This is a genomic window from Methylobacterium sp. PvR107 (assembly GCF_017833295.1).
In the GTDB taxonomy this organism is placed as follows: domain Bacteria; phylum Pseudomonadota; class Alphaproteobacteria; order Rhizobiales; family Beijerinckiaceae; genus Methylobacterium.
The window spans coordinates 5,293,973-5,311,095 of the sequence record NZ_JAFIBW010000001.1 but is presented as its reverse complement, the minus strand read 5'-3'; the positions used below and the strand labels follow the sequence as shown (position 1 = coordinate 5,311,095).

Below are 17,123 nucleotides of genomic sequence, written 5' to 3'. Positions count from 1 at the left end.
GCGTGGCCTTGATCCCGCGAAATCGTGGCAGCCTTACGCCGCAGGAAATTCCGCTGGATTCCGATGTCTTTTGCCTCAATCTTGATCGAAGCTTGCCTAACGCGGTGCCCATGTCCCGCGCAGCGCGGCGCGATCGGGGTGCCGTGGGACGAACGGGTTACACCGCCTGAGTGTGGAATACCGAGTTGAGTGCCCAAGTCGAACCCAGTCCGCCGCCCGCGACCTTGGTCGACGCGTTCGCGCGCAGCCCATCACCCATGGTGATCACCGACGCCCGCGCGCCCGACAACCCGATCGCCTGGGCGAATGACGCGTTTCTCCAGGCGACAGGCTACGCCGCAGACGAGATTGTCGGACGCAACTGCCGCATGCTTCAGGGGCCGGCCACGGACCGGACCACAGTCGATCGAATCCGCGAGGCCGTTCGGGCCGCAGAGCCGATCTCGGTGGAGCTGCTCAACTATCGGAAGGACGGCACGGCGTTCTGGAATGCGATGACTATCACCCCGGTCTCCGACGCGGAGGGTGTGGCCTTCTACTACGCCGCCCAGGCGGACATGACCCATGTCCACCAGATGGAAGTCACCATGCGCGGCACCAACGACGAGTTGGAGCGCCTCGTCGACGCGCGCACCCAAGACCTCACCGCGGCGCTGGAGCAGAAGACAGCCCTGCTCCACGAGGTCGATCACCGGGTGAAGAACAACCTTCAGGTGATCTCCTCGCTGATGCTGCTGAAGGCGCGCCGGACCCCGGAGGGCGAGGCGCGCGACGCGCTCCAGAGCATGGCGGAACGCATCGGTGCGCTGTCGACAGCCCATCGGATGCTCTATTCCGAAGGCGACATCACGCATTTCAATCTCGGGGATTTCACGGCCGAGTTCCTGGCCGACATGAATGCCGGGCTGGACCCGGATCAGCGGCGGGTCGAGGCCGATGTCGAGCCGATCGCGGTGGCGGCCGCGATGGCGGCGCCGCTCGCCCTGCTCATCCACGAGCTGACCGCGAACGCCCTGCGCCACGCCTTCCCGGACGCGCGGGAGGGCCGCGTCTCGATCGTGGCCCGTCGCAACGAAGCCGGCATGCACCTGACTATCCGGGACGACGGGGTCGGCCTCGCGGCGACCCCTGCCAATCCGGCGGGCTTCGGCCGCAATCTGGTCGAGATGGTCGTCCGGCAGATGCGCGGAACCATCGCGTGGTCGGATGCCGCTCCGGGCACCACCGTGGAGATCGACATCCCGCTGCAGCCCGTATCTTGAGAAATCTGCGCGGACGCTTCAAGCTCAGCGGCTGCGAAGCCGGGAATCGGAGAGCGCATGGGGACCGGGAACGCCGCCGCGGAAACCGCGCTCCGCGTCCTCGTGGTCGAGGATGAGGCCCTGATCGCGCTGGAACTCGAAAGCCTTCTGGATGAACTCGGGCACGTGACGGTCGGCGTCGCCGGGAATGCCGCCGAGGCGATCGCGATGGGCCGGTCCACGGCGCCCGATGTCGCCCTGGTGGATATTTATCTTGTGGACGGCCCGACGGGTATCGAGGTCGCTCGGGCGCTCTCGGCCGACCAGCGCACCACCGTGGTGTTCATGACCGCAAACGCCAAGCGCATTCCGACCGATTTCGCGGGGGCGATCGGCGTGATCGCGAAACCCTATTCCGAACGCGTCGTAGCCAGCACCCTCGACTACGTGGCGGACCGCCGGTCCGGCCGCCCTGAGCCGGCCTGCCCGGACGGCTTCTCGCCCGCCCCGGTCTGAGTAGCTCGGCCTTTGGCTCCGTGCCTCCTCGAAATGCGGGTCAGACGGCTTCGGAAGCGGCTGTCACCCTTCCTCCTGAAGGAGAGGCACACCGCAACGCGCCGCTCCGGGATCCTCGTTCGTCCGCAACGGGACGTCGTCCCGTCATTCCGGGTTCCGCTGCGCGGCCCGGGGGATGACGGCGCCGGGGCTGGCCATCGCGGGAGTGCCCAGACCCCGTCCCAAGTCGGACACACCGTGAAAGGCCGTTTCAGGCCCGTCTTCTAGGACAGCGCCTGAACGAGTTCCCGGAAGCGGTTCCCGCGAATCTCGAAGTTCCGGAACTGATCGTAGGAGGCGCAGGCCGGCGAGAGCAGCACCACGGGCTCCGGGGCGCCCGAGGCGGCGGCGTTCGCGGCGGCCTTCGGAACAGCCACCTCCAGGGTCTCGCAGCGGGTGTAGGGGACGGCGCCCTCCAGCGTCGCCGCGAAGGCGTCGGAGGCGGCGCCGATCAGGTAGGCGTGGGCGACCCGCTCGAAATACGGCACCAACGGGAAGATCCCGCCGTCCTTCGGCTTGCCACCCAGGATCCAGTGGATGTCCCGGAAGGCCATGAGCGCCTTCTCGGTCGAATCCGCGTTCGTCGCCTTCGAATCGTTGACGAACAGCACGGACCCGCGCCGTCCGACCTCTTCCATCCGATGCGGCAGGCCGGGGAACGAGGTCAGTCCGGCCTGGATCTCCGCGGGTGAAAGGCCGAGCGCCCGGGCCACCGCCACGGCAACCGCCGCGTTCTGCCAGTTATGAGCGCCTCGGAGCGAGCCGATCCCGTTCACGTCGGCGAGCGCCGTGCCGTCCGGATCGCGGACGATCCCGTCGCGCACGGTCAGCGCGTCGGTGCAGAGCGTCTCGCCATGGGGCACGTGCACGCGCACGAGGTCGGCGCCGCGCCGGTCGGCGATGGCTCGGCTGGGCGCATCGTCGACGCCGACCACCGCGAGGCTCGAACCGCGGATCAGGCGCTCCTTGATGGCCGCGTACTGCTCCATCGTGCCGTGGCGGTCGAGATGGTCGGGGGTGATGTTCATCAGGACGCCGACGCTCGGATCGAGACCCGGCGTCAGGTCGATCTGGAAGGACGACAGCTCGATCACGTGGACGCGGCCGGCGGCGGGCGGCTCCAGCGACAGGATGGCGGTCCCGATATTGCCGCCCATCTGTACGTCACGGCCTCCTTGCGCGAGCACGTGGGCGATCAGCGCCGTGGTGGTCGACTTGCCGTTGGTACCGGTGATCGCCACGAACGGCGCCCCGGCGGCGTGCGCCCGGCGCTCGCGGCAGAACAGCTCGATATCGCCGATGATCTCAACATCCGCGTCGCGGGCGAGCCGGACGCTCCAGTGCGGCTCCGGATGGGTCAGGGGCACGCCGGGGCTGAGCACGAGCGCGGCGAAGCCCGACCAGTCGGCCTCGCGCAGGTCCTGCGTCTCGATCCCGGCCTCCCGGGCTCGGGCGAGGCTGTCGGCATTGTCGTCCCAGGCCCGCACGCCCGCACCGCCCGCCTTCAGCGCCAGCGCAGTGGCGAGCCCTGAGCCGCCGAGCCCGAACAGGGCGACGGTGCGGTCGGCGAAGGTGGTGATGGGCGTCATGCGGAACTCTGGATGCGGCAGCCGGACCGGGACGATCCGACCCGGACCCTCATCCTGAGCTGCCCGCGTCGTCGGGCCTCGAAGGAAGCCTCCAGGGATCGCTGAGCCGGCTGGAAGCCGCCTTCGAGGCACTTGCTCGACGGGTGCACCTCAGGATGAGGGCGAGGGTGTGATCGTCCTCTCGGATCGCCCTCTATCACATTTTCTCAGCGCAGCTTCAGCGTCGCCAGACCGGCCATCGCCAGGATCACCGCGATGATCCAGAACCGGATGACGACCTGTGGCTCCTTCCAGCCCTTCTGCTCGAAATGGTGGTGGATCGGCGCCATGCGGAACACCCGCTTGCCGGTCAGCTTGAATGAGGCGACCTGGATGATCACCGACATCATTTCCAGTACGAACAGGCCGCCGACGATCGCCAGGACGATCTCGTGCTTCGTCGCGACCGCGATCGTGCCGAGCAGGCCGCCGAGCGCCAGTGAGCCGGTGTCGCCCATGAAGATCTGGGCCGGCGGTGCGTTGAACCACAGGAAGCCGAGCCCGGCGCCGATCACGGCGCCGCAGACCACCGCGAGTTCGCCGGAATCGCGCACGTAATTCACCTGCAGGTAGCTTGCGGTGAACGAGTTGCCGACCAGGTAGGCGATGAACCCGAAGGTGCCGCAGGCGATCATCACCGGCACGATGGCAAGCCCGTCAAGCCCGTCGGTCATGTTGACGGCATTTCCCGCCCCGACGATCACGAAGGCACCGAACAGGGCGTAGAACCAGCCGAGATTGAGGAGCGCGTCCTTGAAGACCGGGAAGGCGAGCTGGTTCTGCAAAGCGGCGGGCGAGTAGACCGAGATGATTGTGCAGGCCGCGATGGCGATCATCGCCTCCAGCGACAGCCGGAACTTGCCCGAGAACCCCTTGTGCGACTGCTTCGTGACCTTGAGGTAATCGTCGTAGAAGCCGATCGCCCCGAAGCCGAGGGTGACCGTCAGCGTCACCCAGACATAGTGGTTGCGCGGGTTGGCCCAGAGCAGGATCGCCACGATGGCGCCCGCCAGGATCATCAGCCCGCCCATTGTCGGCGTGCCGCGCTTGGTCAGCAGGTGGGTCTGGGGGCCGTCCTCGCGGATCGGCTGGCCCTTGCCCTGGCGGAGGCGCAGCAGGGAGATGATCCAGGGTCCGAACCAGAACACGAACAGGCCCGCCGTAAACAGCGCGCCGCCGGTGCGGAAGGTGATGTAGCGGAACACGTTGAGCGGCGTGAAGCTGCTGCTCAGGTCCGAGAGAAGGTACAGCATTCGGGCGCTCGGCCCCTTTATTCAGGCGCAGGTTTCGGGGGGCTGCACCGCGCGCTTCGAACGCGCGGGCCTGCCAGTCAGGGGGCCGTCGCCAGGGCGCGCCGCGCCTCGTCGACGGCGTAGCGGGCTTTCAGGGCCTCGACAATCCGGCCCATGCGGCTGCCGTTCGATCCTTTGACCATCACGGCATCGCCGGACCGGAGCGACCGGGCGAGCGGCTCCAGCAGGTCCGCGGACGTATCCGCCACGGCGCCGCGGCGGCTCACCGGCAGGGCCTCGAACAGGTGGCGCATCAGCGGGCCGGCCGCGAAGACGAGGTCGATCCGGGCCGCCTCGATGTCGTCGGCGAGATTGCGATGCAGGTCGGGGGCGGAGGCGCCCAGCTCCAGCATGTCGCCCAGAACCGCGATACGGCGGCCGCGGGGCCCGGTCTCGATCCCCGCGAGCGTCGCGAGCGCCGCCCGGACCGCCACGGGATTGGCGTTGTAGCTCTCGTCCACCAAGTAGGCGGTGCCGCCGCCGATCTCGAGGGCGGTGCGCTCGCCGCGCCCCGCCGGCGGCGTCAGGCCGCCCATCGACAGGGCGGCGCGGGCGAGGTCGGCCCCGAGGCTGTGGACCACCGCCATGACGCCCAGCGAATTCAGCGCCGCGTGCCGGCCGGCCGTGCCGAGCTTGTAGGTGACGGGCTGGCCCATCACGAGCGCATCGACGACCGACAGATCGGGGCGGAGCACGATCTTCAGGGCGCGCACGTCGGCTTCCGGGTGCTCGCCGAAGGTGACAACCCGTCCCGCCCGGGAGGCCTGCGCGTGGGCGGCGAGCCGGTCGAAATGCTGGACGTCGCGGTTGATGATCGCCACGCCGCCGGGCCGGAGCCCGGAGAAGATCTCGCCCTTGGCGTCGGCGATCGCCGCGAGCGAGGCGAAATGCTCGATATGGGCGGGCGCGATCCTGGTGATCAGCGCGATGTCGGGCCGGACCTGGGCGGTGAGCGGCACGATCTCGGCCGCGTGATTCATGCCGATCTCGAACACGCCGTAGCGCGTGGCTCGCGGCATCCGCGCCAGCGTCAGGGGCACGCCCCAGTGGTTGTTGTAGGAGGCCGCCGAGGCGTGGGTCTCGCCCTGCCCGGAGAGCACGTGCCGGAGCGCCTCCTTGGTCCCGGTCTTGCCGACCGAGCCGGTCACAGCCACGACCTGGGCCTCCGTGCGGGTGCGGGCCGCCGCCCCGAGCCGGGTCATCGCCGTCAGCACCGGGTCCGGACCCATCTCCGGCACCGCCAGAACGGGGCCATGCGGCGCGAGGCCGTCGGCGCGGGCCTCGGCCACCACTGCGGCGCCGGCGCCGCGGCCGAGGGCGTCGGCGACGAAGTCGTGGCCATCGCGGGCATCGCCTTGGATGGCGAAGAACAGGTCGCCGGGCTGAAGCGTGCGGGTGTCGATCGAGGCGCCGCCGATCGGGCGCTCGGCGCCGATCAGGCGCCCGCCCGTCGCGGCTTCGAGTTCCTCCCGCGTCCAGAGTGCGGTCATGGTCAGCCCCCGGTCACCCTCAGGTCGCCTCGGTGATCGCCGCGCGCAGGACCTCGTGGTCCGAGAACGGCAGCGTCCGATCCCCCACGATCTGGCCGGTTTCATGACCCTTGCCGGCCACGACCAGCACGTCGCCGGACTGGAGGCGCCGCACGGCGCTGCGGATCGCCTCGGCGCGGTCGCCGATCTCCTCCGCGCCCGGCGCGGCGTCGAGGATCGCCCGGCGGATCGCGGCGGCCTCCTCGGTGCGCGGATTGTCGTCCGTCACGATCACGGTGTCGGCGAGGCGCTGCGCGATCGCGCCCATCAGCGGCCGCTTGCCCCGGTCACGGTCGCCGCCGCAGCCGAACACCACGATCAGGCGGCCGGAGGCGAACGGGCGGAGCGCGGTCAGCACGCTCTCCAGCGCCTCGGGTTTGTGGGCGTAGTCGACGAGGCAGAGCCCGCCACGGGCCTCGCCGATCCGCTCCATGCGGCCGGGCACGCCGGTGAGATGGTCGAGAGCCGCGAAGACGCCGTCGGGATCGGCGGCGCCCGCTGGGGTCGCGAGGGCGAGGCCGGCCGCCACCAGGGCGTTCTCGACCTGGAATTCCCCGACGAGCGGCAGGCGGAGCTCCCGGGCCCGACCCTGAAAGACGAGGCGTACGGCCTGCGCGAATCCCTCCGTCCGGACCGACTCGACGTGCAGATCCCGGCCGCCGCGACCGACGGTCCGGACCGGCCGCCCGGAGTTCTCTGCCGCGGCGATCGCCCGGTCAGCATAGGCGCCGTCGGCATTCACGATCGCCGGGCAGCCGGGCGGCAGCAAATCAGTGAACAGGCGCAGCTTGGCCGCGAGGTAATCCTCGATGGTGGGGTGGTAGTCGAGGTGGTCCCGCCCGAGGTTGGTGAAGCCCGCGGCGTCGAGCCGCACGCCGTCGAGACGGCGCTGCTCGATCCCGTGCGACGACGCTTCCATGGCGAGGTCGGTGATGCCGTCCGCGGCGAGCTGCGCCAGCGTCCGGTGCAGCGTCACCGGATCCGGGGTGGTGAGCGAGCCATATTGCGCGCCGCGGTTCGTGACGATCCCGACAGTGCCGAGGCTCGCGGCCTCGCGGCCGAGGCGTGCCAGGATCTGGCGGACGAAGTCGGCCACCGAACTCTTGCCGGCAGTGCCGGTCACGGCCACCACGGTGTCGGGCTGCCGGCCGGCAAGCCGCGCCGCCGCGAGGGCCAGGGACCGGCGCGCGTCCGCCACCGCGATCCAGGCGACTGCACCGGGCAGATCGGTGGGGCGCGTCCCCTCCCCCGCCACCGCCACCGCGCCGCGGTTGGCGGCCTGCGCGGCGAAGCGGCGACCGTCGGCCTTGGTGCCCGGCACGGCTACGAACACCGTGCCGGTGGCGACCTGCCGGCTGTCGGCGGTCAGGTCCGAGACCGTCAGGTCGGCGGCCGTTCCGGCGGCCTCCGGGAACAGATCGGCGAGCCGCGCGCTCATGATGCCACCATCACGGGCCGCCGAGCTGGTTGATGTGGTAGGCGTTGAGCTTGACCATCTGCGGGAACGGCCTCACCGGCGGCTCGAATTGCGGCGGCAGGCCCAGGATCGGCGCCACCCGCTCGATCACCTTGCCGGTGACCACGCCGGAGTTCCAGGCCGCCGTCGCGTAGCCGCCAGATTCGGGCAGGCCCTGCGGCTCGTCCATGATCGTGACGAACAAGTACTTCGGGTCGTTCATCGGCGCCGCCGCCATGAACGTCGTGAACAGGCGGTTGTGGATGTAGCGGCCGCCGATCACCTTCTCGGCCGTGCCGGTCTTGCCGCCGACGAAGTAGTACGGGATTGCCGCCTTCTTGGCCGAGCCCTCGGCGGCGTTAAGGCGCATGATGTAGCGCATCGCCTCGGAGGTCTGGGACGAGAGCACGTGCGTGGCGCGCGCCTTGTCGTCGGGGTTCGCCTTCAGGAAGGTCGGGGTGATCAGGTCGCCGCCGTTGGCGATGGCCGCCACCGCGGCCGCCGCCTGGATCGGCGCCACCGCGATGCCGTGACCGAACGCGATGGTGATCGTGTTGATCTCGGTCCAGCGCGACGGGACGATCGGCGCCGCGCTCTCCGGCAGCTCGGTGCGCAGCCGGTCGAGCAGGCCCATCTTCTTCAGGAAGGCCTTGTGGCCGGGCACGCCCACGCCGAGCGCCATCTTGGCCGAGCCGATGTTCGACGAGTGGGTGAACACCTCCGGCATGGTGATGACGCGGTTGGTGCCGTGGTACTCGTGGATCTTCTGCCGGCCCCAGTTCAGCACGCCGCCGCGTGTGTCGAAGGTCGAGTTGACGTTGTACTTGCCGGAATCGAGCGCCATGGCGAGCGTCATCGCCTTGAAGGTCGAACCCATCTCGTAGACGCCGACATTCATCCGGTTGATCCGGTCGGGCGAGAGCGCGTCCTTCGGATCGTTCGGGTCGAAATCCGGCATGGACACGAGCGCGATGACCTCGCCGGTCTTGACGTCGAGGATCATCGAGGCGCCGGCCTTGGCCTTGAAGTGGTCGATGCCCCAGGCCAGCTCGTCGCGTACGGCGAACTGCGCGCGCAGGTCGAGCGAGAGCTGCACCGGCTTCAGGTCGGCCTGCTTGCTGACCAGCCCGAAGCTGTTGAGCGCCTGGAGGCCGGTGGAATCGATGTATTTCTCCATCCCGGCGATGCCGATGCCGTCGAGATTGGTCGCTCCCAGGATGTGGGCGGCGGCGACGCCGTTCGGATAGACCCGCTTGTGGTCGGGCAGGAAGCCGATGCCGGGGATGCCGAGCCTGTGGACCTCGGCCTGCTGCTTCGGCGTCAGCTCGCGCTTGACCCAGACGAAGCCGGCGCCGCTCCGGCCCTTGCGCGACGCCAGCTTGGCCCGCAGCTCGGTGGCGTTGAGTTCCGGCAGGACCGCGGTGAGCAACTCCACCGCCTCGTCCTTGTCGTAGATGTTCCCGGGCTCGGCGAAGACCGAGACCGTGCGGATGTCGGTGGCCAGGATCTCGCCGTTGCGGTCGACGATGTCCGGCCGGAACGCCGTCGAGGACGCGGCCGCGACCCTGTGCTCCTGGCTGGGCGGCTCACCGAAGATCGCCATCATCAGGAGCTTGGCCGAGATCGTCCCGAAGACGCCGACGAAGACCAAGCCGACCAGGGCGACGCGCATGTGCGACCGCTCGATGGCCAGCCGGAACATGCTGCGCAGGAACGCCTTGGCCCGCTCGGCCCGATCCACGGGGACGACCGCGTCCTCTTCGAGGAGGCGCGGCGCGTTCGCGGCATGCGCCAGCGCCGCCGCTTCCAGCAGGGCGGCTTCGTGTTCCGGAACATGCGCTTCGGCCGCCTGCGTCTCGGCTGCCGCGTATGCGATCTGGTCGGCGTCTTCGGACACGGGAGACTACCTCGAAGCCGTCGTCGGGGTGCGGGTCGTGGTGACGGTGCGGGTGATCGAGCCGGTGGTGCGCGGCTCGATCGCACCCTTGTCCTTGGGCGTCGCGGTCGCCGCGAGCAGCCGGCCGATCTCGTCGCCGCGCTCCGGACGGGCGGGCAGGTCCGAGAGGCGCGCCAGGTGGCTCGTACCGATCGGCTCCAGGGCCAGGTGCTTGTCGACCGCCGCCTGCAGACGATCGGGCCGGGTCAGAAGCTGCCATTCGGCGCGGAGCACCGCGATCGCCTGCCGCTCCGCGTGCAGGGCGGTCTGCAGCTTCGACACCTGTCCGCCCTGGTAGAGCGTGTCGTACTTGATCGAGTAGGCGTAGATCGCCGAGGCCACGAGGCCGGCCACGGCCAGAAGGTTCAGGAGGCGGATCATCGGCGATGGCCCCCGCGGGCAGCTTCGGGAAGGCTCGCCAGGGCGGTCAGCGCCGCCAACGGCTCGGGCACGTCGGACTCCGTCCGCTCCGCCGCGCGCAGCTTGGCCGAGCGGGCGCGCGGGTTGCGCGCGGTCTCGGCCTCGCCCGGCAGCAGAGGACCCTTGGTCACGAGGTTGAAGCTGCGGACCACCTCGGCCGGAGCGCCTGGCAGGTGACGCGATCCCTGCGCGGAGCGGCCGCTGCGGGCCGCGAAGAACTGCTTGACGATCCGATCCTCGAGCGAGTGGAACGTCACGACGGCGAGACGGCCGCCGGGCCTGAGCACCCGCTCGGCCGCGTGCAGGGCGCGCACCAGCTCGCCGAGCTCGTCGTTCACCGCGATGCGCAGGCCCTGGAAGGTCCGGGTCGCCGGATGAATGTGGCTGCCAGGTTCAGCCCGGACCACGCCGGCCACCAGTTCGGCGAGCTGCGCGGTGGTCGCGATCCGGCTGCGGCGGCGCGCCTCATGGATCGCCCGCGCCACGGCGCGCGAGCGCCGCTCCTCGCCGTAATGGTAGATGATGTCGGCAAGCGCCGTCTCGTCAGATTCGTTAACGAGGTCCGCCGCGCTCGGGCCGTCGCCGCCCATGCGCATGTCGAGGGGGCCGTCGTTGCGGAACGAGAACCCGCGCTCCGGCACGTCGAGCTGCATCGACGAGACGCCGATGTCGAGCACCACCTGATCGGCCTGCGTCGCGCCGGCCTCGGCGAGGAGCGTGTCGAGGTTGCCGAAGCGGCCCGCGAGCAGGCGGAGGCGCCCTCGCGACTCAGCGACCAAGCTCTGACCGGCGGAGATCGCCGTGGGATCGCGGTCGATCGCCACGACCTGCAGGGCCGGATCGCGATCCAGCAGGGCGCGCGTGTAACCGCCCGCTCCGAACGTGCCGTCGACGGCCAGTCCACCGTCGGTGCTGAGCGTCGTGACCACCTCGTCGAGCAGCACCGGCACGTGCGGCTGAGCCGATGGGGGCGCTGCCTCGGGATCGGTGCCACCGCGCCGCGCGGATGCCGGAAGCTCGGCCGAAGGGCGTCGGCGGATCATGGGCGCCTCCGCCGTGGGCCACAATCCGGGGCGGGATGTCGACGCGCACCGGGGTGCCGGTCGCGGATGCGGCTCGTGCGTCTCATGATGCCCTGGGCCGGGCCGCGCGAACGCGGCGCGCGTGACGGGAACGGCATCGGTTTCGGAGCGCGCAAGACGCCGCCCACGGACGGGACCTGCACTGAGGCAGGGTGCGCCCGGCGATCCGATACACGCCGATGACGGGAGGATGCCGGGTATCATGGGCCTCGGAGGATCGTCAACGCACAAGCCTGGCGCTGCGGCGCGATCCGATCTGAACCCGGCAAGGTTAACCGAAGGTTTTCGCCGGGCCGGAAATTTGGCCTGAATCGACCTCCGGACACTTCACTCGCACCGCCTGTAAGACACTGGCGGTACACTTGTTTTAAGAGCTGGTGGATCAGCCGGCCTGTAAGCCGGGTTCTGTAGGGCCGGAGCGCTCGCGCACCCCGACGTGGCAGCCATTCCTCTGGGACGGCCGTTGCCGACCGCCTCGAGCAACCAACCCGGGCGACTGGCCTGGAGAGCGGGCCTGCCCTTCTCGCGAAGGGCGCGCCGCCCCTATTCGGTCTTGCTCCCGGTGGGGTTTGCCGTGCCGTCCGCGTTGCCGCGTCCGCGGTGCGCTCTTACCGCACCCTTTCACCCTGACCCCGGACGGATCCGGGGCGGTCTGCTCTCTGTGGCACTGTCCCTGGGGTCGCCCCCGCCGGACGTTATCCGGCACCGTCTCTCCATGGAGCCCGGACTTTCCTCCCCGGACGCTTGCGCGTCCGGAGCGGCTGCCCGGCCGGCTGATCCGCGGGCAGATGCGCCCGCGCTGCCGTCCGGGTCAAGGCCGGTTACCAGGTCCCTGTATTCTCCATCGACACCCACGGCTCCTGCGGCGCCTTCGCGCCGCCCTTCTGGAGGATCTCAATCGAGATGCCGTCGGGTGACTTCACGAAGGCCATGTAGCCGTCGCGTGGCGGGCGGTTGATGGTGACGCCCTTCTCCTGCAACCGGCTGCAGAAGGCGTAGATGTCGTCGACCTGATAGGCGAGATGACCGAAGTTGCGGCCGCCTGTGTAGGTTTCCGAATCCCAGTTGTAGGTCAGCTCGACGAGGGGCGACCTCGTCTCCTTCGCCCGCTCGGCGTCCCCGGGGGCGGCCAGGAAGACGAGGGTGAAGCGGCCCTTCTCGTTCTCGACGCGGCGCACCTCCTGAAGGCCGAACGTGTCGACGTAGAAGGCGAGCGCACGGTCGAGATCGGCGACCCGGACCATGGTGTGCAGAAATTCCATCGGGCGACGATCCCTCTGTCGGTGAGGGCTTCCACGGCGCCCTCAGCGGATACGGACATGACCGGCCGTCCCTGGACGGCATCGGGAGGCGACCAACGTGGCCGGCCGATCGCTGCGCTAGCTAGGGCCACGCCGCCGGTCGAGTAGCCCGCGCCGGCTGCAAACGGCCTCTCCGCTCAAGCAAAGCCGGATCCGTGAGGCGTCCGTCAGGGCTTCGCAAGACCGATATCGGCGGCCAGTTCCTTCATCCGTCCGTCGTCGTCGAATTCGCGATAGGCCATCGGCACGCAGGATTGGTTGCGGATGGTGATCATCCGCATCCAGCGTCCGAGCAGGCGCAAAGAATTCACCGCCTCGAAGCCCTGCGATCCGCGCGAGGAATTCGCCTTTCTGAGATGGGGCGTTCCGTCGGTGAGAAGAAGCGCGCACTCGGTCGTCTCGGGCTTGTCCACGGTGAGGCGATCTCGCATCATCGAACGATTGTTTGAATGTTGAAGCGAGAATGAAGGAACGGCAAGCCGTCGCGGCCTTCGTGGCGCTGGGTCAGGAGCATCGACGAAGGGTGTTGCGCGCGCTGGTCACGGCCGGGCCGGACGGCATGGCATCCGGGTCTCTGGCCAGTGCGATCGGCGTGTCGCCGTCCACGATCTCCTTCCACCTGAAGGCGCTGCGGCAGGCCGGGCGGATCCGGTCCCGACGCGCAGGACGCTCGTTCCTCTACAGCGCGGCCTGCCCGGCTCTTTCCGGGCTGATCGGATTGCTCATGACCGATTGCTGCCAGGGCCATCCGGAGGTCTGCGCTCCAGCTGTGGCGGCCTTCTCTGATCCCGGCCCTGCGGCCCATGAGGTGAGCCATGCCTGGCCGTGTCTTCGACGTCGTGATCTATCACAACCCATCCTGCGGCACCTCGCGGAACGGGCTGGCGATGATCCACTATGCCGGGATCGAGCCGCACGTCGTCGAGTACCTGAAGACGCCGCCGAGCCGGGCCCTGCGCGTGCAGATGTTGGCGCGTGCTGGCCTCTCGGTGCGCGATATCCTGCGCGAGACGGGCACGCCGTTCGCGGAACTGGGCTCGGCGATCCGGCCATCCCTGACGACCAGCTCCTGGATGCCATCGCGGCGCATCCGGTTCTGCTGAACCGGCCCCTGGTGGTCTGCCCCCTCGGCGTAAGCCTGTGCCGGCCGTCCGAGGCCGTACTCGACCTCCTTCCCGCGCAGCAGGGAGCGTTCATCAAGGAAGAGGGAGAGCCGGTGGTGGACGAGCACGGCCGCCGCGTCGGACTCGCGTGAGGCGCTCCTCCTCGGCAAGAATAACGACGCTCGGTCGATCGTCGCGCGTCGGCGTGGTGCAGATCCTCGCCTGGGGCTCGTCCTACTACCTGTCCGCCGTGCTGGCCGAGCCGATCGCCCGGGAGACCGGCTGGCCACTGGCCTGGATCGTCGGCGGTCTGTCGGTCGGCCTTCTGGTCGCAGCCGCGGTCTCGCCGCGGGTCGGGACGGCCATCCAGGGGCGCGGGGGCCGCCCGGTGCTGGCACTGGCGGCCCTGCTCCTGGCCTCCGGCCTGACGATCCTCGGCCTTGCCCCTACCCTGCCGGTCTTCCTGACCGGGTGGTTCGTGATCGGGTTCGGCATGGACTGCGGCCTGTACGATCCCGCCTACGCCACGCTCGTCCTCAATCGCGGCGGGAACGGATTCTACTCCATCGCCCGCGGCACCGGTCCCCTCGCGCTGTTCGGCCCGGAGCACTACGCCGGCCTGATCGGCCGCCTGGCACGGCCGGGGCTCGTCGCGCAGGCGCTCAGCCCGCCGCTGGGGGCTTACCTGCTGACCCGCATCGGGCCCGACGCCGTCTGGGGCGTGCTTGCCCTGTTGGCGAGGGCCGATCGCGGCCTGATCGGTGGCCTCTGGCACCAGACGACGCGGGCCGACCGCGTTGCGCCCGGCGGCGCGAAGGACCAGAACGAGCCCGAACCGCACCCGGAAAGAGAGCCGCATGCGCACCGAGACGCCGCCGCTGATCCGCCTCGAGGAATATCGGCCGAGTGACTACCTGATCGACCGCGTCGACTTGGATATCCGCCTCGACCCGCACGCGACCCGAATCGACGCGACCCTGGCGCTCCGCCCGAACCCGGCGGGTGAGGCTGGGGCACCGCTCAACCTCGACGGCGATGACCTGCGGCTGGTCTCGGTCGACCTCGACGGCACGGCCCTCGCGGCTGGGTCCTACACGGCGACGCCAACCGGCCTGAGCCTTCTCGCGCCGCCCCGAAAGCCCTTCACCCTGCGGCTCGTCACCGAGGTCGATCCGACGGCCAACACCAAGCTGATGGGCCTCTATCGCTCGAGCGGGGTCTACTGCACCCAGTGCGAGGCCGACGGCTTCCGGCGCATCACCTATTTCCTCGACCGGCCCGACGTGATGGCGATCTACACGACGCGCATCGAGGCGGATCGAGCCGAGGCGCCGGTTCTCCTCGGCAACGGCAATCTCGTCGAGACAGGACTCGTCGGCGCGGATCGGCATTTCGCCGTCTGGCACGATCCGCACCCGAAGCCGGCCTACCTGTTCGCCCTGGTGGGCGGCCGTCTCGGCAAGGTCGAGACGCGGTTCACCACCCTGGAGGGGCGTCCCGTCACCTGCGCGGTCTATGTCGAGCCGGGCAAGGAACCGCGGGCGGATTACGCCCTCGACGCGGTGATCCGCTCCATGGCCTGGGATGAGACCGCCTTCGGCCGCGCCTACGACCTCGACATGTTCAACGTCGTCGCCGTGTCCGACTTCAACATGGGCGCCATGGAGAACAAGGGCCTCAATATCTTCAACGACAAGTATGTGCTGGCCAGTCCCGAGACGGCGACCGACGGGGACTACGCCGCGATCGAGGCGATCATCGCCCACGAGTACTTCCACAATTGGTCAGGCAATCGCGTCACCTGCCGGGACTGGTTCCAGCTGTGCCTGAAGGAGGGCCTGACAGTCTTCCGGGACCAGGAATTCTCGTCCGACATGCGCTCGCGGCCGGTGCACCGGATCGGCGAGGTGCGTTCGCTCCGGGCGCGCCAATTCCCGGAGGATGCCGGGCCGCTGCGTCACCCGGTGCGGCCCCGAGCCTACGCGGAGATCAACAACTTCTACACCGCGACAGTCTACGACAAGGGCGCCGAAATCGTCCGGATGCTGCGCACGCTGCTGGGTGCCGAGACCTTCCGGGCCGGCATGGACCGCTACTTCGCCGACAATGACGGGCGCGCCGCGACGGTGGAGGATTTCCTGGCGGCGTTTGCGGCCGTCTCGGGGCGCGACCTGTCCGACTTCGCTCGCTGGTACGAGCGCCCCGGCACGCCCCGCCTTGCCGTGACGACCGTCTACGACCCGGCGGCTGCCAGCTACACGCTTCGGTTCGCCCAGAGCCTGCCCGGAGAGGCGGGGCAGGACGGACCGCCGCTGGTTATCCCGATCGCACTCGGCCTCGTCGGCGCGTCCGGCCCGCTCATCGACGCGACCTGTCCGGACGTGCGCGACGGCGTCTATGTCCTGGATCGTGCCGAAGCCGAGATCGTGTTCGAAGCCGTCACCGAAGAGCCGGTCCCATCGATCCTGCGCGATTTCTCCGCGCCGGTGCGGCTCGATCTCGCTCTCTCCGATACGCAGCGCATGCGGCTGCTTGCGCAGGACAGCGACCCGTTCAACCGATGGCAGGCCGCGCAGGACGTGAGCCTCCGCCTGATCCTCGATCCCGATTCAGGGCGCGCCGAGGCTTTCGCGGCCGCGCTTGGACGATTCCTCGATGGCGAGGCCCTGTCCGATCCGGCCTTCGCCGCCCTTGTCCTGGCATTGCCGAGCGAGGGCGAGGCGGCGGATGCCGTGCCGTCCGACGTCGATCCCGACGCGATCCACCGGGCGCGGCATGGCCTGCGGGCACATCTCGGGACGGCGCTGCGCTCACGGCTCGAGCGCCTGGACGAGGCCCTCGCCCCCGCCGCAGCTGATGCCTACCGGCCGGATGCGGCATCCGCCGGCCGCCGGTCGCTGCGTAACGCCGCCCTCGATCTCATCGCGGCGGGCGATCCGGAAGCCGGCGCGGCGCGGGCCGCCGAGCGCCTGGCCGAGGCCACCAATATGACGGACCGGCTCGCCGCCCTCAGCACCCTCGCGCTGATCCCCGGAGAGACCCGGGAGACGGCCCTGGCGGCCTTCGCCGAGCGCTATGCCGACGAGCCCCTGGTGCTCGACAAATGGTTCGCCATCCAGGCGCAGATCCCGGAGGCCGGGACACTGGAGCGGATCACCCGGCTGCAGAGACACCCGGCTTTCACCATGTCCAACCCGAATCGGGTTCGCGCCCTGATCGGGAGCTTTGCGTTCGGCAATCCGACTCAGTTCACACGGCCCGATGGGGGTGGGTTTTCACGCGTCGCCGAGACGGTTGCGGCGCTCGATTCGGCCAACCCACAGGTTGCCGCCCGGCTGTTGACGGCCTTCGGATCATGGCGGCGTCTGGAAAAATCACGCGCCGCTAAGGCAGCCGAAATGCTGAATTGGATCAAGGCGATCCCGGGCCTTTCGCGGGACACCGCCGACATTCTCGCGCGGACTCTCGGAGACGGCTAAGTAGCTGAACTTACGGTAGAAAACGATTCTCGGGCGACCCTGCAACACCCGGTGACAGTCAATCCCTCAGGGCAAAAAACCCGTGGACAAACTGCCCCATG

12 protein-coding genes, 1 other RNA gene and 3 pseudogenes are annotated in these 17,123 nt (G+C 69.5%); 6 read left to right on the top strand and 10 right to left on the bottom strand.

The window, feature by feature from the left end; all coding sequences use genetic code 11:
• Positions 1–185 precede the first annotated feature (185 nt).
• Together JOE48_RS25085 and JOE48_RS25080 are read left to right on the top strand one after the other, a co-directional pair.
• Positions 186–1,262 carry a histidine kinase dimerization/phosphoacceptor domain -containing protein gene (locus JOE48_RS25085; protein WP_210033791.1) on the top strand — a complete coding sequence of 359 codons (1,077 nt, stop codon included), beginning with the start codon at positions 186–188 and terminating at the stop codon, positions 1,260–1,262.
• A gap of 57 nt (positions 1,263–1,319) precedes the next feature.
• Positions 1,320–1,757 (top strand): response regulator, encoded by a 438-nt coding sequence (locus JOE48_RS25080; RefSeq protein ID WP_210033788.1) that lies wholly within the window; start codon positions 1,320–1,322, stop codon positions 1,755–1,757.
• A gap of 263 nt (positions 1,758–2,020) precedes the next feature.
• Here the strand turns inward: JOE48_RS25080 and murD are convergent, their stop codons facing one another.
• The 10 genes and pseudogenes from murD to JOE48_RS25030 form a co-directional block, all read right to left on the bottom strand.
• On the bottom strand, positions 2,021–3,385 hold the full coding sequence (murD, locus tag JOE48_RS25075) for a UDP-N-acetylmuramoyl-L-alanine--D-glutamate ligase (protein WP_210033786.1): 1,365 nt from the start codon (positions 3,383–3,385) through the stop codon (positions 2,021–2,023).
• 206 nt (positions 3,386–3,591) lie between these two features.
• Positions 3,592–4,677, bottom strand: coding sequence for a phospho-N-acetylmuramoyl-pentapeptide-transferase (gene mraY, locus JOE48_RS25070; RefSeq protein WP_210033785.1), 1,086 nt, complete (start codon positions 4,675–4,677; stop codon positions 3,592–3,594).
• Positions 4,678–4,754: 77 nt separating this feature from the next.
• Positions 4,755–6,206 carry a UDP-N-acetylmuramoylalanyl-D-glutamyl-2,6-diaminopimelate--D-alanyl-D-alanine ligase gene (locus JOE48_RS25065; protein ID WP_210033784.1) on the bottom strand — a complete coding sequence of 484 codons (1,452 nt, stop codon included), beginning with the start codon at positions 6,204–6,206 and terminating at the stop codon, positions 4,755–4,757.
• A 19-nt stretch (positions 6,207–6,225) separates the two neighbouring features.
• Entirely contained in the window at positions 6,226–7,683 is a 1,458-nt protein-coding gene (locus tag JOE48_RS25060; protein ID WP_210033783.1) for a UDP-N-acetylmuramoyl-L-alanyl-D-glutamate--2,6-diaminopimelate ligase, read from the bottom strand.
• Between the two features lie 10 nt (positions 7,684–7,693).
• Entirely contained in the window at positions 7,694–9,514 is a 1,821-nt protein-coding gene (locus tag JOE48_RS25055; protein WP_245253500.1) for a peptidoglycan D,D-transpeptidase FtsI family protein, read from the bottom strand.
• Positions 9,515–9,604: 90 nt separating this feature from the next.
• Entirely contained in the window at positions 9,605–10,018 is a 414-nt protein-coding gene (locus tag JOE48_RS25050; protein ID WP_192708515.1) for a hypothetical protein, read from the bottom strand.
• Complete coding sequence (rsmH, locus tag JOE48_RS25045) at positions 10,015–11,100, bottom strand: 16S rRNA (cytosine(1402)-N(4))-methyltransferase RsmH (protein WP_210033781.1); 1,086 nt, start codon at positions 11,098–11,100, stop codon at positions 10,015–10,017. Before rsmH ends, JOE48_RS25050 begins: the two co-directional genes overlap by 4 nt.
• Positions 11,101–11,517: 417 nt before the next feature.
• Positions 11,518–11,916: RNase P RNA component class A (gene rnpB / locus JOE48_RS25040), an RNA gene on the bottom strand.
• A 44-nt stretch (positions 11,917–11,960) separates the two neighbouring features.
• The gene (locus JOE48_RS25035) at positions 11,961–12,401 is read right to left on the bottom strand and encodes a VOC family protein (RefSeq protein WP_210033779.1); all 441 of its coding nucleotides are present in this window, start codon (positions 12,399–12,401) and stop codon (positions 11,961–11,963) included.
• Positions 12,402–12,643: 242 nt separating this feature from the next.
• Positions 12,644–12,778: pseudogene (locus JOE48_RS25030) on the bottom strand (arsenical resistance protein ArsH); the annotation flags it as partial.
• Positions 12,779–12,903: 125 nt separating this feature from the next.
• Between JOE48_RS25030 and JOE48_RS30540 the strand changes: the two are divergent.
• The 4 genes and pseudogenes from JOE48_RS30540 to pepN all read left to right on the top strand — a co-directional run.
• Positions 12,904–13,260 (top strand): annotated as a pseudogene (locus JOE48_RS30540) (ArsR/SmtB family transcription factor); the annotation flags it as partial.
• Positions 13,256–13,695 (top strand): annotated as a pseudogene (arsC, locus tag JOE48_RS30535) (arsenate reductase (glutaredoxin)). The pseudogenes JOE48_RS30540 and arsC, both read left to right, overlap by 5 nt.
• Before the next feature lie 20 nt (positions 13,696–13,715).
• The gene (locus tag JOE48_RS25020; protein ID WP_312893425.1) at positions 13,716–14,453 is read left to right on the top strand and encodes a hypothetical protein; all 738 of its coding nucleotides are present in this window, start codon (positions 13,716–13,718) and stop codon (positions 14,451–14,453) included.
• Positions 14,401–17,022, top strand: coding sequence for an aminopeptidase N (gene pepN, locus JOE48_RS25015; RefSeq protein ID WP_210033768.1), 2,622 nt, complete (start codon positions 14,401–14,403; stop codon positions 17,020–17,022). Before JOE48_RS25020 ends, pepN begins: the two co-directional genes overlap by 53 nt.
• Positions 17,023–17,123 lie beyond the last annotated feature (101 nt).

Coding starts and splice junctions, on each gene's coding strand:
- mraY (WP_210033785.1), bottom strand. CDS start 4,677: ATGCTGTACCTTCTCTCGGACCTGAGCAGCAGCTTCACGCCGCTCAAC.
- JOE48_RS25065 (WP_210033784.1), bottom strand. CDS start 6,206: ATGACCGCACTCTGGACGCGGGAGGAACTCGAAGCCGCGACGGGCGGG.
- JOE48_RS25050 (WP_192708515.1), bottom strand. CDS start 10,018: ATGATCCGCCTCCTGAACCTTCTGGCCGTGGCCGGCCTCGTGGCCTCG.
- murD (WP_210033786.1), bottom strand. CDS start 3,385: ATGACGCCCATCACCACCTTCGCCGACCGCACCGTCGCCCTGTTCGGG.
- JOE48_RS25060 (WP_210033783.1), bottom strand. CDS start 7,683: ATGAGCGCGCGGCTCGCCGATCTGTTCCCGGAGGCCGCCGGAACGGCC.
- JOE48_RS25080 (WP_210033788.1), top strand. CDS start 1,320: ATGGGGACCGGGAACGCCGCCGCGGAAACCGCGCTCCGCGTCCTCGTG.
- rsmH (WP_210033781.1), bottom strand. CDS start 11,100: ATGATCCGCCGACGCCCTTCGGCCGAGCTTCCGGCATCCGCGCGGCGC.
- pepN (WP_210033768.1), top strand. CDS start 14,401: ATGCGCACCGAGACGCCGCCGCTGATCCGCCTCGAGGAATATCGGCCG.
- JOE48_RS25035 (WP_210033779.1), bottom strand. CDS start 12,401: ATGGAATTTCTGCACACCATGGTCCGGGTCGCCGATCTCGACCGTGCG.